This is a genomic window from Pedobacter sp. SAFR-022, from assembly GCF_051965375.1.
Taxonomy (GTDB): domain Bacteria; phylum Bacteroidota; class Bacteroidia; order Sphingobacteriales; family Sphingobacteriaceae; genus Pedobacter.
The window spans coordinates 896364-913392 of the sequence record NZ_JBQCME010000001.1 but is presented as its reverse complement, the minus strand read 5'-3'; the positions used below and the strand labels follow the sequence as shown (position 1 = coordinate 913392).

At 43.2% G+C, this 17029-nt stretch carries 14 protein-coding genes; 6 read left to right on the top strand and 8 right to left on the bottom strand.

The window, feature by feature from the left end; translation table 11 throughout:
- The first annotated feature begins 41 nt into the window (after positions 1–41).
- Entirely contained in the window at positions 42–3065 is a 3024-nt protein-coding gene (infB, locus tag ACTHQF_RS03930; RefSeq protein WP_440428549.1) for a translation initiation factor IF-2, read from the top strand.
- Between the two features lie 75 nt (positions 3066–3140).
- Here the strand turns inward: infB and ACTHQF_RS03925 are convergent, their stop codons facing one another.
- The 7 genes from ACTHQF_RS03925 to ACTHQF_RS03895 all read right to left on the bottom strand — a co-directional run bounded on the left by ACTHQF_RS03925 (position 3141) and on the right by ACTHQF_RS03895 (position 10293).
- Positions 3141–4067, bottom strand: a complete 927-nt coding sequence (locus ACTHQF_RS03925) for a glycosyltransferase family 2 protein (protein WP_440428548.1) — start codon at positions 4065–4067, stop codon at positions 3141–3143.
- 3 nt (positions 4068–4070) lie between these two features.
- Positions 4071–5066 carry a glycosyltransferase family 2 protein gene (locus tag ACTHQF_RS03920; protein ID WP_440428547.1) on the bottom strand — a complete coding sequence of 332 codons (996 nt, stop codon included), beginning with the start codon at positions 5064–5066 and terminating at the stop codon, positions 4071–4073.
- Positions 5067–5073: 7 nt separating this feature from the next.
- A complete protein-coding gene (locus tag ACTHQF_RS03915; RefSeq protein WP_440428546.1) occupies positions 5074–5985 on the bottom strand; it encodes a glycosyltransferase family 2 protein in 912 nt (303 codons plus the stop codon).
- A gap of 8 nt (positions 5986–5993) precedes the next feature.
- Positions 5994–7823 carry an ABC transporter ATP-binding protein gene (locus ACTHQF_RS03910; RefSeq protein ID WP_440428545.1) on the bottom strand — a complete coding sequence of 610 codons (1830 nt, stop codon included), beginning with the start codon at positions 7821–7823 and terminating at the stop codon, positions 5994–5996.
- Between the two features lie 45 nt (positions 7824–7868).
- The gene (locus tag ACTHQF_RS03905; RefSeq protein ID WP_440428544.1) at positions 7869–8663 is read right to left on the bottom strand and encodes a glycosyltransferase family 2 protein; all 795 of its coding nucleotides are present in this window, start codon (positions 8661–8663) and stop codon (positions 7869–7871) included.
- Positions 8664–8685: 22 nt separating this feature from the next.
- Positions 8686–9564 carry a glycosyltransferase family 2 protein gene (locus ACTHQF_RS03900; protein ID WP_440428543.1) on the bottom strand — a complete coding sequence of 293 codons (879 nt, stop codon included), beginning with the start codon at positions 9562–9564 and terminating at the stop codon, positions 8686–8688.
- Between the two features lie 72 nt (positions 9565–9636).
- Entirely contained in the window at positions 9637–10293 is a 657-nt protein-coding gene (locus tag ACTHQF_RS03895; RefSeq protein WP_440428542.1) for a glycosyltransferase family 32 protein, read from the bottom strand.
- A 109-nt stretch (positions 10294–10402) separates the two neighbouring features.
- Here ACTHQF_RS03895 and meaB point away from each other — a divergent pair, with 109 nt between their 5' ends.
- The 5 genes from meaB to recG all read left to right on the top strand — a co-directional run bounded on the left by meaB (position 10403) and on the right by recG (position 15687).
- Positions 10403–11293, top strand: coding sequence for a methylmalonyl Co-A mutase-associated GTPase MeaB (gene meaB, locus ACTHQF_RS03890; protein ID WP_440428541.1), 891 nt, complete (start codon positions 10403–10405; stop codon positions 11291–11293).
- Between the two features lie 302 nt (positions 11294–11595).
- The gene (locus ACTHQF_RS03885) at positions 11596–12933 is read left to right on the top strand and encodes an OmpA family protein (protein ID WP_440428540.1); all 1338 of its coding nucleotides are present in this window, start codon (positions 11596–11598) and stop codon (positions 12931–12933) included.
- An 87-nt stretch (positions 12934–13020) separates the two neighbouring features.
- Complete coding sequence (locus ACTHQF_RS03880; RefSeq protein ID WP_440428539.1) at positions 13021–13188, top strand: DUF6728 family protein; 168 nt, start codon at positions 13021–13023, stop codon at positions 13186–13188.
- Positions 13188–13568 carry a RidA family protein gene (locus ACTHQF_RS03875; RefSeq protein WP_440428538.1) on the top strand — a complete coding sequence of 127 codons (381 nt, stop codon included), beginning with the start codon at positions 13188–13190 and terminating at the stop codon, positions 13566–13568. The genes ACTHQF_RS03880 and ACTHQF_RS03875 overlap by 1 nt, the downstream gene beginning before the upstream one ends.
- A 13-nt stretch (positions 13569–13581) precedes the next feature.
- The gene (recG, locus tag ACTHQF_RS03870; protein ID WP_440428537.1) at positions 13582–15687 is read left to right on the top strand and encodes an ATP-dependent DNA helicase RecG; all 2106 of its coding nucleotides are present in this window, start codon (positions 13582–13584) and stop codon (positions 15685–15687) included.
- Between the two features lie 39 nt (positions 15688–15726).
- Here the strand turns inward: recG and ACTHQF_RS03865 are convergent, their stop codons facing one another.
- Positions 15727–16890 carry a serine hydrolase domain-containing protein gene (locus ACTHQF_RS03865; protein WP_440428985.1) on the bottom strand — a complete coding sequence of 388 codons (1164 nt, stop codon included), beginning with the start codon at positions 16888–16890 and terminating at the stop codon, positions 15727–15729.
- Between the last annotated feature and the right edge of the window lie 139 nt (positions 16891–17029).

The window sequence follows — 17029 nt, the reverse complement described above, 5'->3', positions numbered from 1 at the left end:
AACGTTACTTTTGTATAAGAATTAAGAAAAATAGGATATCAATGTCAGACGACAAACCAATAATTTTATTTAAAGCAGTTAAGGAACTTAACGTCGGAATCGCTACGGCTGTAGAGTTTCTGGAAAAGAAAGGCTTCTCTGTGGAAAATAAACCCACTACTAAGCTCTCCCGTGAGATGTATGATTCTTTGTTAAAAGAGTTTCAGGGGGACAAAATTGTAAAAGAAGAAGCTAATCAAATTGTTATAGGTAAAATTCGTCGTGATGAGCCTGAAGTAACTGAGAAAGTTGCGGAGGCACCTAGAAAAAATGTAGAGTTTGAAAATGAGGGTATATTAGTTAAGAACCTTAACGTACATACACCGCATACAGAAAAACCTAAGGATGAGGCGGCGGTTGCTCCTAAAGCAAAAGAAGAACCAGCTCCGGCAGCACCTGCTGCTAAAGCAGAGGAGAAGCATGAAGATGGCACATTGCCAGGAGTTAAGATTGTTGGAAAAATCGATCTTACCAACTTCAATGCGAAAACCAGACCTGCTAAAAAGGATGAGCCTGCAGCACCTGCAGAGCAGCCTGCTGCTGTAGAAGCGCCGAAAGCTGTAGTTCCTGAACCTGTGAAGGTTGAACCAGTTGCCGCCCCTGCAGTAGAGCAACCTGCTGCACCTGAAGCACCGAAAGAAGTTGCTGCGGAGGCACCGGAGCCAGTGGAGAAACCGGTTGAAGCACCTAAGCCTGCAACACCTGCACCTACGCCAGCACCGGAAGCGCCTAAAGCGGACAAACCGGAAGAGGTTGAGGTTATTAAAGCACGTTCGGTTAAACTATCGGGTCCGAACATTATCGGTAAAATTGTTTTACCAACTACGCCTGAAAGAAAATCACAGCCAGTTGCTTCTTCTAACGAAAGTGCAGAGGCGAAACGTAAGCGTAAACGCAAGAAAACACCTGGTGCTAATCCTGTACAAGGACAAGGTACTGCTGCTGCTGGTAATCAGCATGGCGGTCCTGGTACTGCTCCACGCCCTGCAGGTGCACCTTCGTTTACCAACAGACCTGATTTCAGGAACAATACTAATAATACTGCCAACAGGCCTAACTTTAGAAACGCCAGACCGGGTGCGCTAGGTTCAGGAGGTCCTAAGGAAGAACCTACGGAGAAAGAAATACAAGATCAGATCAAAGCAACACTTGCTCGTTTGAGTGGTGCTGGTAAATCTGGTAAGTTTGCACAACGTGCTAAACTTCGTCGTCAGAAACGCGACGATGTTGCCATGACAGCTGAAGAGGCTGCAATGGAGCAGGAATTACAATCCAAAGTACTTCGTGTTACCGAGTTTGTTACAGCGAATGAGCTTGCAAACATGATGGACGTACCAGTTACGAAAATCATTGGTACCTGTATGAGTTTGGGTATGTTCGTTTCCATCAACCAGCGTTTAGATGCAGAAACCCTTACCATTGTGGCTGACGAATTTGGATACGAAATCCAGTTTGTTAAACCTGATGATGAGAGCGATTCTATCATTGAGCAGGAAGATGATCCGGAAGATTTAATTCCTAGAGCACCAGTTGTGACCATTATGGGACACGTGGATCACGGTAAAACTTCCTTGCTGGATTATATCCGTAAAGCAAACGTTGTTGCCGGAGAGGCAGGTGGTATTACCCAGCACATTGGTGCCTATATGGTAACTACACCAACAGGTAAACAGGTAACCTTCCTGGATACACCAGGTCACGAGGCCTTTACGGCGATGCGTGCACGTGGTGCGAAGGTAGCGGATATCGCGATTATCGTTGTTGCTGCGGATGATGCGGTGATGCCTCAAACAAAAGAGGCGATCAACCACGCACAGGCGGCAGGTGTACCATTGGTATTTGCATTTACAAAGATTGATAAGCCAGGTGCGAATTCAGAACGCATCAGAGAACAACTTTCTCAGATGAATATCCTGGTTGAGGATTGGGGTGGTAAATTCCAGTCGCAGGAGATCTCTGGTAAGAGTGGTTTAAACGTGGATCTTTTACTTGAAAAAGTATTACTTGAAGCAGAATTACTTGAACTGAAAGCTAATCCTAATAAACGTGCTACAGGTAGCGTGATCGAGGCTACCCTTGATAAAGGCCGTGGTATTGTTACTACCGTACTTGTTCAGGCAGGTACCTTGAAAATCGGTGATCCGATTCTTGCAGGTAGCTATAGTGGACGTGTTAAAGCATTATTCAATGAGCGTGGACAAAAGGTAAACGAGGCTGGTCCTTCGGTACCGGTTCAGGTATTGGGTATGCAGGGTGCACCAACCGCTGGTGACAGGTTCAACGCGTTGGAAACGGAACATGAAGCACGTGATATTGCAAACAAACGTCTGCAGTTGATGCGTGAGCAAGGTTTACGTACCCAGAAACACATTACATTGGATGAGATTGGAAGACGTCTTGCAATCGGTAACTTTAAAGAGCTTAACCTGATTGTTAAAGGTGACGTGGATGGATCTATCGAGGCACTATCTGACTCGTTATTGAAACTGTCTACGCAGGAAATCCAGATCAACATCATTGGTAAAGCGGTTGGTCAGATCTCAGAATCTGATGTACTTCTTGCTTCGGCCTCAGATGCGATCATCATCGGTTTCCAGGTTCGTCCATCTTCAGGTGCAAGAAAGCTTGCTGAAGCGGAGCAAATTGACATCCGTCTGTACTCGATCATCTACGATGCGATCAACGAGATCAAAGCGGCGATGGAGGGTATGTTAGCACCGGAATTCGAAGAGAAGATCACTGCGAACGTGGAGATCAGAGATGTATTCAAGATCACGAAAGTGGGTACGATTGCAGGATGTATGGTTCTTGATGGTAAGATCACCAGAAACAGTAAGATCCGGATTGTACGTGACGGTGTAGTGGTTTACACAGGTGAGCTAGCTTCATTGAAACGTTATAAAGATGATGTGAAAGAGGTTAACGCCGGTTACGAATGCGGATTGAACATCCATAACTTCAACAACATTGAGGTTGGGGATATCGTTGAAGCTTACGAACAGGTAGAGGTTAAGAGAAAACTCTAATCTTTAAGATCTATAATATTTAAATCCCTGTCTGGTTAATCAGACAGGGATTTTTTTGTGCTGTATAATCGGTGTTTAGGCTTCAGAATATTTACGCTGTAAGCAGATCTTTCGTACAAAGTTTAACTTACTTAGACTTGATTTTTTTATCACATATAGGATGGAATCGTACTTGAGTAGAAATAAATAAAGGAGCTTAAACTTATTTTTGACCTGGCCTTTGGCATCAAAACAATTTAAAAGCGCTTCGCAATAGGTCCTGTTACGAACTGATTTTTCTGCGAATTTTCTAATCCATCTTAGCTTTTCTGTGGTGAAGAACTTCTCCACCTGAGCTTCTTTGGTTCGAGCTCTTAGAATATCTGTAGAGGAGTTGGGGTGTTGTCGATATTTTACCAGATTTCCTTTGGCTAACGTGATTCCGCCACGTTCAGTCGCGAGCAATGCAATCCACCAATCATGAAAATAGCTTTCGTCTAAGGGCAGTATATCAGGTAATAGTCGCCTATGGAAGACTAAGCTATGACCTGAGACACAGTTGAAGAATAGAAATGGATGGGGTGATTTACCTTCATATAGGTTGAATATATTTGACATATACTTACCTAATATGCTGCCATCTTCATCTATCAATTCAGAATCGTGATAGGAAAGCGCATGATCACCAATACCATTAATTTGGATTTGTATCTTATCAGTGCGCCAAATGTCATCCTGGTCACAAAGTGCAATGTATTCGCCTTTGCTAAGCCTAATGGCTTGCTCGAAGTTCTTAACGTATCCTAAATTACGTTCATTATAAAAGACCGAAATGGAGGCAAATTGCTTTTTATAATCATCTAATATTTTCGGTGTCTCATCAAGTGAACAATCGTCAACAATTATAATTTCGAGGTTTGGATAGCTTTGATTTACTAACGAATCAAGCTGTTCTCTGAGGTGTTTTTCACCGTTAAATGTACAAAGTGCTATGGACACCAGGGGTGCAGATTTACTCAGCATAAGTTAAGTCTGTTTATAATCGAGCGTGTAATCTTCTATGAAAGCTTTTATTTTCTTCGATATTGGGTCCACCTTTATCAGGTTTCCGGGTAGTAGATGGTAGAGTGTCAGCTTCGCTTTATCTGCTCTTCTTTTTGAAAAGGAAAGTAGGTAATTGAAGGGGGCAATCAGCAACAGCATCAACCAGATATCGGGACGATTTCTGGTCTTCACTTTTGCCCGCATGGCTGCGTAGTACTTGCGCAGCATTGGATTGGAGCCTTTGAATTCGAAGATTAGCTTGTCATCGCGGAATTTTTCATTCAGCTTTCGCTCCGGGATGTAGTGTGTGTAGATTAAGTTATCATCATAATATATTCTATATCCTTTCAAGATTAAGCGCATGCAGTATTCGGTATCTTCAGCAAACACTGCGTCAAAATCAGTATATTCTGGAAGAAAGGAAGGATACTTTTCATACATCTTGAGGTAAACTGAACGCTTGGTGGCCATACTGGCACCCCATAAAACAGCACGGGGCTTCATTATGCCGCTCTGTTTGGCCTGGGGACCAACAGCGTAGGCGTAATTATAATCTTTGAACCAGTCTGGCAAAGGTATTCCCTTTGTCTCAGGTATTCCGCGGCCACCTAATGCAGCCACTTCGGGATAGGCATCAAGTATGTCATACACCCGCTGTGCATAGTCTGGAGCGAGCCAGTTATCATCATCGCAGATAATGATATACTCATAGCTGGCTTCTTTTATAGCCAGCTGCAGCGCGTAGTACTTACCTGGCGTTTTTTGAGTCAATATCCGAAAGGATGTTTGGGCAGAACCTACTTTGCTCCAGATGCCCTGTGCTACCGCTGCGGAGTTGTCCGAGGAATTATTATCCACTACGATGAGCTCTAAGGGAATGCCTTCAGCAAGCTGTTGTTTAGCTATATGTTCAATGGTCTCTGGCAAATTGCCGGCGCCATTATATGTACTTATGATTACAGAAACACCCTTTTGCATGATAAGGCTAATGTTTTTTAAATGTGTTCCACACAGCAGAAGGCAGCATATTGTACTTGCTGGCTCTGGATGTGCGGGGATGATCAAAAAGTTGTTTTGCGATAACGTTATATTGAGCGTTTATGTGCTTTCTAAGCGGCCAATAGGCTTTAAACTGTTTCTTAAAGCCCGCTGCATAGGTGCGATCAGAGATGAGTTTTTTATCGTACATCCAGTTGATGATGCGGAGCGCTTCAATGAAATTTAGACCGCTGCTGTAGGCTTTTGAGCTTACATCGCCATCGTGCTTCCTAAAATAGTTCAGGAGCTTTCCACTAATGTGGACTTTACCCTGCATGGCTACTTGTATCCAAAACAGGTGATCGCCGGAAAACTTATATGCTAAATATTCCTTAGTAACAGCTGCGTAGGCAGTTTTTCTGAAGATGGCCATACTAGCGTTGTAAATAGAAACCTTTACCGCAAGGTAATCTTCTATGAACGTTGCACTATCGACAACTTCAGACAAGCATCTGTGCCATGACTGCCATTTAATGTCGTTCTTATCATTAACGCAATACATCTGACAGTAGCTGATGACGCAAGCAGGATCCTGTTCTATGCCTTGTAAAAGCACCTCTAATAGTGTTGGCTCACACCAATCGTCACTTTCAGCGATCCAGATATACTCACCTTTTGCGAGCGATATACCTTTCTCCCATTGCAGAAAGGGGCTTCCACTGTTTTGCTCATTGAAGATAAGCTGGCTTACCTTAGGATGATCTTTGTAAGCTGCCAGAACCTCGCGGCTATGGTCAGTAGAGCAATCATCGAGAATAATTAACTCAAAATCTTGGTAGGTCTGATTTAATACAGAATCAATCCGTTGCTGAAGAAAACTCGCATGGTTATAATTAGGTATTATAACAGATACTTTCATGCTAAAAACTAATCGTTTAATGTTTGAAGCGCATTAAGCCTGTAATACAAGCCTTTCTGTGCTAGTAATTCCCGGTGACTACCTGATTCTTTCACCTGCCCTTTATCAATGACAACGATCATATCTGCATTTTGAATTGTACTTAAACGGTGCGCGATGATGATGGAGGTTCTATTTTTCATCAGGTTATTCAGCGCATCCTGTACGAGTTTTTCAGATTCTGTATCTAAAGCGGAGGTCGCTTCGTCAAGCAACATAATTGGCGGATTTGCAAGTACTGCCCTGGCTATGCCTATCCTCTGTTTCTGGCCTCCGGAGAGCTTATTACCGCGATCACCAATATTGGTTTGATAACCTTGCTCGGTGTTCAGAATAAACTCATGTGCATTTGCAATTTTCGCTGCAGCAATCACTTCATCCATGCTTGCTTCTGGCTTGCCAAAAGCGATATTATTAAATATGCTGTCGTTGAACAGAATGGATTCCTGATTTACCATCCCGATCTGGTGGCGCAGGCTGTCGACCTTGATGTCTCTTAAATCATGTCCATCAATTAGCACTTGTCCTTCTAATGGATCGTAAAAGCGGGACATCAGATCCATAATTGTGCTTTTACCGCCACCGGATGGGCCAACTAAGGCCACGGTTTGCCCTTTTTTTATCGCCAGATTGATTCCACAAAGGATGGGCTTTTCTCCGTAATTGAAGTTTACATTTTTTAATTCGAGTGTGCTGTTAAACTCTGGCAATGCTAAAGCATTTGGCTTATCCAGCATTTGAGGTTTGGTGTCGATCATTTCCAACACCCTTTCGCCCGCAGCAATACCAGAATGAATGTTACTGAAAGAATCAGCGATGGCTTTAATCGGTTGCATCACCTGAGAAAACAGAGCGATATATACCAGGAACTTCGGCGCAGTCAATTCGCTCTGGTTGTTCAAGATCATGGTACCACCATATAGTACAATGAAAACAACAACCAGTACTCCTAAGGTTTGAGAAACCGGCGAAGCAAGCTGCTGCCTTCTAACCATTTTTCTGGTAAGATTTGAATAGAAAGCATTTTCATTGTCAAACTTGGTCTTAATCCTTTGTGTAGCATTGAATGCTTTGATAATCTTTATACCGACAAGTGATTCGTCGAGAAAGCCGATCATTCTTCCGAAAGACTCATGCGCTTGCGTAGCCTGCGCTTTTAACCGTTTTACAATCCTGCTGATGATGAATCCACATACCGGGATCACAAGCAGTGAGAATAGCGTAAGCTTTACGGAGATGGATAGTAGAACCGCAAAATAGAAGATCAGCTGTACAGGTTCTTTAAACACGACCTGAAGCGTGTTGGTTACCGTAAACTGCACCACCTGAACATCTGATGCGACTTTAGATATAATATCCCCCTTCCGCTCATTGGTAAAATAACCTATTTGGAGGTCCATGATGTTGTTGAATACACTACGTCTTAAGTTCAGGAGCATGTGTACCCTTAGATCTTCCATGAAGCGCTGAGCGAAGTAGCGGAAAAAGTTGGCCATGAACACCACCACCACGATGGTCCCACAGACTATTTTCAGGGTGTCTGTACGTCCATAGGTTATGCTGGAGTACTTAATGAATTCACTAAACTGGCCAACAAGGTCAAAAGATGAGGCTTTGTCAAGCGTTGTTGCGCCTTGAGCTACATCTCCACTGTCCATAAACAAAGTTTCCAGCAGTGGGCCGAGTAAGGTTAAAAGAGAGGTATTGAAGAGAGCGGCCAGTATGGTTGCAATAGCATATGGAATAGCAAATTTCTCTATGGGTTTGGCAAAGGATAAAAGTCGAAAGTAGGTCTTCATTTAGCAGAATAAAGTGTAAAAGTAAGATTTATCCTGTGTTTAATGCTAAACCTCTGCAAAGCCGTTACTTGCGTACGATAGTTTTTCTTTCCTGGTTCTTTTATAGATCACATCATTGGAGGTGGTGTTTAGTCTGCAATTATCGTGATGGTGGATGTGGAAGGCCAAGGCAGCCCATTTCAGGCGTTTACGTTTTATGCCGGCGTGCAGCAATCTCGCGCCAAACTCATAATCTTCACCACCCCAGCCTTCGAAGCTGTTGTAATAGCCGTTCACGTTGATATAATCCTCTTTCCAGAAGGCAAGGTTGCAGCCTTTGATATGAAAGGGATCCGAAAACCCAAGTTCAAATATCTTTTTCATGAAGGGTAAACGAAGCGCGTTAAATCTATTCTTGAGGCCTGCAGAGAAAAAGGAAAGATTTACCTGTTTGCTTTTTAACAACTCTTTGGTCTTCCATTCACTGAGCATTGCCCGGCTTCCCTGCACAAAAAAGCCTTTCTCTGCCGATTTAAGATGATCTGCCACAAAGTTTGGATGGATCACGATGTCTCCGTCAATCTCGACGATGTATTCTGCTGTCACCGCTTTAACTGCTTTATTGAGGATAACACTTTTTCTAAATCCCTTATCTTCATGCCAGATGTGCTTAAGGGGCACCGGGAATTTACCTTTAAAACGTTCAATCAACACCCTGGTAGCGTCCGATGAGCCATCATCTGCGATGATGACCTCGTTAGGCATCCGGCTCTGTTGCAAAATGCTTTTCAGCACCAGCTCAAGTGCCTCTGGCCAGTTGTAAGTGGAAATCAATAAAGCTATTGTTGGGTTGTTTAACATATAACTTTTACGTTTAAATAAATTACTTGACAATTTTATAGTTGCGGTACTCGAACAGCCGTACTCCGGTAAAATCTTCGATTTGCTGAAGTATCCGCCGCCGCAGGCTCATGTTATTAGTCTTTTTTGTGAGATCGTCTTCAAATTTCCAGTTCGTTGCTGCAACACGGTTGCTGATTACTGCAGGGTGACTGTCTGTGAACTTTACGAGGCGGTCGGCATTCCGCATATCAAAAGTTTTTTGTGGTGGAAAGTTCTGCTCCACCCATTCTTCTGTTTGATAAAACCTGTTAAAGTTTCTCACTTTTCCCTGTAGCGCTTCAGGGGTTTTTACCCATCCGTAATGGTATACATAAGCGTCAATCAACTTTACCCGGAGTTTACGTCCTTCTATTCTAAATCCCTGAGCATCCCGGTAGGAGCGTATCCCGGGTAGATTCTTCAGTATGCGAATTTCACGTCTATACCACCTGCGTGATTCGGCTATGTAATCATAAGATGCATAGAAATGCTTGTACTTTAGCAAAAGTGCTTCAACATTATCGTCTGTTAAATTCTCTTGCATTTCTTTTTTTATTGTTTCAAAATACTTTTCATGAATACATTCATCTCCCTGGATATAGATCATCCAGTCTGCATCTTTTGAGATCGCATCGAGCGCCTTATTGGTTTCTTCAGCAAATACCTGCCCACCTTCTTTTAGCGTATCATCCCATAGCGTATCGATTATTCTGATTTTGTCTGATTGGATATTACGGACTAAGTCAGCGGTACCGTCTGTAGAATTGCCGAGTGCAACGACAAATTCGTCGCATAGTGGTAATACAGAAGTAATAGATTCTACCACGGGGTAATCGTTGGCGATGGCATTTCTGATAAAAGTAAATCCGCTGACTTTCATTTAGTATTTAAATATTAAAAGCCAAAGGTAGGCCAATATTTAGTTGTATTAACGAGATGAGTTCCTGAAACGCTACAGTGCTTTTAATACCGGAGTTGTGAGCTGCTTTTTTTTCCAGTGTTCTGAACGATTTGTATACATCAATTTACTCAGGAAGTATTTAAACTTAAGGTGACCATTGTAATCATACCCAAAAATCCGGTGGGGTACTTGGTTGTCTTCCTGAATGCAGGCGTTTATAGCGTCGCTGTATACCTGAGGCCCGGTCATTTTGTGTACATCGTGTGGGTAGCGGTTATGACGGATATTATCAAGCATCATATCCATCGTGCGTTGCATAAAGGGATGGTTTGGCTCATAAATCAAAGCCCACTGCACGTATAAGCCTGGGTTATGCTCCTTTGATATTACCGCAACATCATCTGGTTTGATGAAGTCAGCTAAGCGGCCATTGATAGCACTATCGAGGTCAACGTATACCCCTCCTTTTTTAAGCATTACTGCATAGCGGAAGAAATCTGCTTTCGCAGCGCCAATGTTCAGCCGCTGATATTGTCTGAAAACTTCCGCATCGAAATGCTCCTGGAGAAAGCTGGCGATCCTATCATCATCGTAAAACTCATAAGCATATTCCGCGTTCCGTTTTCTGAAACGCGCGATGTGCCACCTGGTGATAAACGGGAGTTTATCTGTTTTAAATGTCTGATGAATGATTTTCGGTATCGACATATGGATTGAACTGCGATGAGCTACAAAGGTATCATCTGTAGAATAGTTTTCCGCGCCATAACCTCTAATATGCGGAGAATTATATTTCTTTGTAAATAAAGCTGATCGGATGGACAAAGTAGAAGCACTGCTTAAAGGCATTAAAGAAGGTGATTTCATTAGTATTGCTCGGGCACTAACGATCGTGGAGAATAGCTTACATGGATCCGAAGCACTGCTGCGAGCTCTTGATGTGCAGCGTAGCGCACCGATCATCGGCATTACCGGCCCGCCAGGCGCCGGGAAAAGCACGCTGGTGAATGCTATTGCCGCCGATTATGCCGCTGCGGATAAGCGGGTAGCCATCCTTGCTGTGGACCCAACCTCACCTTTTAACTTCGGTTCCCTGCTAGGCGATCGAATTAGAATGTCTCAGCAGTTCAACAATCCAAATGTTTTTATCCGTTCTGTTGCAACAAGGGGCGCATTGGGCGGTATCTCCACAAAAACAATGGAGATGGTTGATGTATTATCGGCCTCGAATTTCGATATCATCATCGTCGAAACCGTAGGGGTTGGGCAATCAGAACTTGAAATTGCAGGCCTAGCCGAACGTACTCTTGTGGTGCTTGTTCCGGAGTCCGGTGATGAAATTCAGAATATCAAATCCGGACTGATGGAAATTGCGCAGGCGTTTGTAGTTAATAAATCTGATCGGGAAGGCGCAGACCTATTCGCTAACAACCTAATAAAATTGCTTCGGCAAACGGAACCCCAGGTTCCTGTCTTTAAAACTGTAGCGGACAAAAATAAAGGCATTTCAGCGCTACGCGACTGGCTTTCAAGCCCAATTCACCATGATAACTTCAGGAAACCTTACCTGCTTGCAGAAAAAGCCTTTAAGTTACTTCAATTCTACCGCAGCCAGGATGTTGACCGGCAACGTTTACTGAATGATATTAAGGTGGCTTCTGAAGAAAAGAATTTCAATATTTACAGGTTTATTGATGCATGGAGATAATGTTAATAACTCTGTCTTAAATAATGGACTTACTGTATAATACGCTGAACCTGTTTCTATTTTAGCCCAAAATCCCGCTTCAGAAGCTCTAAACCTAAGATTTTCCTTTCTCCTAATGTGCGCTGCAGGCTGATTTTTATTCACAATGGCGGGTGAATGACATGTGGATGTCGTTTAAACATTGGCATGGCTAAGTTTGGAACAGAGTTTGTATAATGCTTTGAGAAATTAAATATTTGTTTAGTTTTGCTGTACAAAAAAGAATTACTATTTAAATTTGTTAACCTTAAAAAAAGAAAATTATGAATTATTCTACTTTAAAAAAGGGTCTTGCATTATCCTTCGCAGCCTTAGTAGGAGCTACCACTCTTGCTAGTGCTCAGGATTCTACAAGTACCTCGTCTTCAGCCAAGGTATTTGGCGGAAGAGGCCAGTACAGAACTTGGTCAGTTGGTGTGAACGCGGGTGTTTTATCTCCGTTTGTAGTGATTGGTGGATCTAACGATTTCACTAACCAGGACCTAAACTTAGGTTATGGTATCTCGTTGAAGAAACAACTAGGTCATGCTTTCGCATTACAAGGTAATATCTTCCGTGGAAAAATTTCTGGAACTAACAAGGATGCGGTTAACGGATCTCAGTTCGGTCTAAGATCATTCGAAACTGAAGTTGGTTATGCTGCTGACTTAAGTGGTGTTGTTAACGTTGCGACTGTAGACTTTTTACGTCGTGAGAATGCAGTTAACTTCTTCGTTTCTGCAGGTTACGGTTTAATCGCTTATGCGCCTAAAACAGTTTCTACCAGCGGTGCTGAATTTGATTGGAAAGGTACAGTTGGCGAAGACAGAGATAAAGACTACGTGAAAGAAGCTTACATCCCAGTTGGTGTTGGTGTCAAATTCAAAGTATCTGATCGTGTTGCTTTCAACTTAGGTTACACCATGTCATTTGTTGATGCAGATAACTTAGACGGAGTATACGCTAAAGCAACTACAAAAGATAAATTCTCTTACGGATATGCTGGTCTTGAATTCTCATTAGGTTCTAAATCTAAACCAGATCTTCAGTGGGTTAACCCTCTAGCTTTAATGTATGATGAATTGAAAGATCCATCTTTACGTCAAGAAGTTGAGGCACTTAAAAACCGTGTATCTAACGTAGAGCGTTCTATCGAAGACTTGAAAAAAGATACTGATGGTGACGGTGTAGCTGATCAATTCGACAAATGCCCAGGAACTCCTGCTGGTACTGCAGTTGACGGATCAGGTTGTCCACTACCTAAAATGCAAGTTGACAGCGTAGCTGGAACTGCAACTGGTTATGAGCCAATCCAATTCGAATTCAACTCTTCAGTTTTAAAAACTGAATCTTACCCAATCTTAGATGCATTATCTTCTAGATTACGTGAAAACAACAGTAAAGTAACTCTTAAAGGTTACGCTTCAAGCGAAGGTACTGCTGCATATAACATGAAGTTATCTAAGGACCGTGCTAACTCAGTAAAAACTTACTTAGTTAACTCTGGTGTTAACGCTAGCCAAGTTGCAGCTAGAGGTTATGGTGAAGCTAACCCAATTGCTTCAAACGATACTGAAGAAGGTCGTATCCAAAACCGTCGTGTTGAGTCGTCTTCTAACTAATTAGAACACAACATACAAGAAAACAGGGCTCCCATCCGGAGCCCTGTTTTTTTATGCGCTATTTTTACCAGATGCCCTTTGTGGCTTATGTGGTTTATTTTATACATTTGTTTTATGTACTTCTTCAGAAAGAAAGATCCAAACAGACCTGAGAATACAAACCTCAAAATCATGCATTTTATTAATGCTTTGGCCATTATTGTCTTTCTGGCAGGTGTAATCTGGAAACTTATAGACCTAATCATATTAAAGTAATGAAGAAAATCATAAACACAGACCAGGCCCCTGCGCCTATCGGACCATACAGCCAGGCGGTAGCAGTGAACGGTTTCTTATTCTTGTCCGGACAAGTACCAATCAATCCAACCACAGGTGAATTGGAACAAAGCTCTATCAAAGAAGAAACCGGCCAGGTGATGCGTAATATCAATGCTGTACTGCTTGAAGCCGGATACGACTTCTCCCATATCGTGAAAGTAACGATATTCCTGTCAGACATGAGTTTGTTCAATGAAGTGAACGAGGTATATGGTTCATTCTTCAAGAGTAACTTCCCTGCAAGGGAAACTGTAGCTGTAAAAGGCCTTCCAAAAGGCGTTAACGTGGAAATCTCTGCGACAGCATATAAAGCATAATCCTATTTAGAAATTGTATACTGCAACCATAGATGCGCCAATAGAATACCTGAAAGGTGTTGGACCTATGCGTGCAGACTTACTGAAAAAAGAGCTGGGCATATATACGTATGCCCAGCTTTTGCATTATTATCCTTTTCGGTACATCGACCGTACCCGATTCTATAAGATCTCCGAGCTTCATCCAGACTTGCCTTTGGTACAGATCGTAGGGCGTATTACAGGAAAGGAAATCATTGGTGAAAAACATAAAAAGCGCATTGTAGCGAAGTTTACAGACGATAGCGGTACCATTGAACTGGTATGGTTTCAAAGTCTCAAATGGGTGGATGACAACGTGGAGCGCGGGAAGGTGTACATCGCTTTTGGCAAACCCAATGTTTTTAACGGCAGCTTCAGCATATCGCATCCCGAGCTGGAGACTTACCCAAGGCCGCAAACAGTAACCGGCAACCTTACCCTGCAGCCCATTTATAACTCTACGGAAAAGCTTAAAAAACGTTTCCTGGATAGTAAAGGTATCCAGCAGTTACAACGTGCTGTATTGGAGCAGCATTTAAGAGAGATCCCTGAGAACATGCCTGCATACATCCTCGAAAAATACCGGCTGATGAGTAAGCGGGAGGCATTATTGAACATTCATTTTCCTGCATCTGCAACCGCATTGCAGAAGGCTCAACGCCGGCTTAAATTCGAAGAGCTATTCTTCCTGCAATTACAACTATTGAACAGTAAAAAGCTGCGCAGTTTGAAGTTCAAAGGGGCGCTGTTTAATACAGTCGGACATAATGTCAATACCTTTTACAAGGATATTCTGCCATTCGAACTGACAAATGCGCAGAAACGTGTCATAAAGGAAGTACGTCTGGACACCCAAAGAGGTGTGCAGATGAATCGTCTGGTGCAAGGAGATGTTGGGAGCGGTAAAACCGTAGTTGCGCTTATGAGCATGCTGCTGGCGAACGACAACGGCTACCAGGCATGTATGATGGCACCAACAGAGATTCTGGCCAGGCAGCACTATGAGTCGCTTACAGAACTTCTGGGCGATAAGCTGGTAAAAGTGGCCATACTAACCGGAAGTACGCCTAAAAAGCAACGTACAAAGCTCCATCAGGCGCTGGAAAGCGGCGAGATCCAGATCCTTGTGGGTACCCATGCCCTCATTGAAGACAAGGTGCAGTTCCAGAACCTCGGCTTGGTGGTTATTGATGAGCAGCACCGTTTCGGGGTAGAGCAGCGCGCTAAGTTATGGCGCAAAAATCAGGTGCCGCCCCATATTCTGGTCATGACCGCCACGCCAATTCCCAGGACACTGGCCATGACCCTCTACGGTGATCTTGATGTTTCCGTAATCGATGAATTGCCAAAAGGTAGAAAGCCCATTGTCACCAAACACCTGTATGAAGGGCAACGGCTGCGAATGTTTGGTTTTATGCGTGAAGAGATCAAAAAAGGACGGCAGGTGTACGTCGTTTATCCGCTGATCAAGGAAAGTGAGAAGCTCGATCTGCTGCACCTGGAAGCCGGTATAGAGCAGTTAAGGTACCAGTTTCCGTTGCCAGACTATCAGATCAGCATTGTGCACGGACAAATGAAAAATGCCGACAAGAACTTCGAAATGCAGAAGTTTGTGGAGGGTAAAAGCCAGATCATGGTCGCTACGACCGTTATTGAAGTGGGTGTAAATGTACCTAACGCTTCCATCATGATTATTGAAAACGCAGAACGTTTCGGACTATCTCAGCTGCACCAGCTTAGAGGTCGAGTAGGCCGGGGGGCGGAGCAATCCTTCTGTATCTTGATGTCGGGCAATAAGCTAAGTAAAGAAGGTAAAGTACGTCTGGAAACGATGGTAAAGACCAACAATGGCTTCGAGATCTCTGAAATAGATTTGCAGTTACGTGGACCTGGTGATATTCAGGGGACACAGCAAAGCGGCGTATTGGACCTAAAACTTGCCGACTTGGCACAAGATCAGGTGATCCTCACAGAGGCAAGAAATACCATTATCGCCCTTTTTGATGAAGATCCAATGTTGGAGCTTCCAAAGAACAGTCTTTTAAAATCATACCTGCACAAGAAAAACCAAGGTATCACCTTCGACAAAATTTCCTAGAAGATCAACGGAAGTTCGGGACCACAGGTCTGTCGCTCCTTAATCTTCGTCACTACCCGGAAGCGAGCCATTGCCCGCATAAGCACCTTTACGGATCACTGGCATCTTCAAGTATTTGTACAAGTCATCCAGCTGCAGCAGGCTTCCGTTTGTAAGGTTGCCTAAAAATACAACCACAATTTTCTTGTCTAAATCACGCACATAGATGTGCCTGAAACCATGCCACCAGCCAGTATGATACACCACACGGCGGTTTTTATCACCTTCAAACACCCTCCAGCCGTAGCCATAGTTGAAGTGCCCATTTACCGGCTTATTGCGGCCCTTGTATGCAGAGTCCAGACTTTCTTTTTTCAACAGCCTGCCATTACGTAATGCATTGTCGTAAAGCAGCAAGTCATGTATGGTGCTGTAAATCCCTTTATCTCCAACAGGTCCATCCAGGAAGTTCTGAACCACAGAATACCTCCAAGTGCGGTCGTGACCAACCACGTCAACCGGAGGTTTTTTGTAAACCGTAGTGGAGTAAACGTGTGTGTTTTTCATGCCCGCAGGCTTGAACACCTTTTCCATCATGTAGTCGGCGTAGGGCTTACCTGTAACCTTTTCAATGATGGAAGCTAGTACCATGTAGTTGGAGTTGTTGTAGTGAAAGCGCGTGTCGGGAGCAGCATACCGTGCAGGTTTATGTTCTGCAATCAGGCGCATTACGTCCATGTTGCTCATCGGTTTCATCTTTTCCTTCCAGATGTTATCCGTGAAATAAACGTAGTTCATCATCCCGCTGCGGTGTGTTAAGAGCAACCGTACGGTGATACCTTCATAGGGGAAATCAGGGAAGAACTTCTTTACATTATCCTCCAGGCTCAGTTTACCATTCTCAATCAATTGCATGATGGCCACGCCGGTGAAGGTCTTTGTAACCGAAGCAAGCTCAAATTCCGATTTAATGTTTAAGCTGTCGCGATGCAGATAATCTGCCCAGCCAATGGCTTTCTGATAGATGATCTTGCCCTCTTTTGCTACGAGCACATTGCCATTAAATCCAGCCCGTTTATGTAATCGCTGTACAAAATCTGCAATAAACTTGTCTTCTTTTGCAGGATTGTAAACCAGCAGTAAGCTATCTTTTTTGTCGTCACTTAGTGTACGAACCGTTGGGTCAGTGTTAGCACTATTGGTATTGGAGCAAGCGGCAAACATCAAGGTAATCATGGCAATTACCAGAAAGGAATAACGATAGATCATGGACAGGTAGAAGTCGGTTATAAAAAGTCGGAAATTTAGAGATTTATATGGTTCTAAACGCAAAAGAGTTTTAAACATTATCAGTTACTTTACA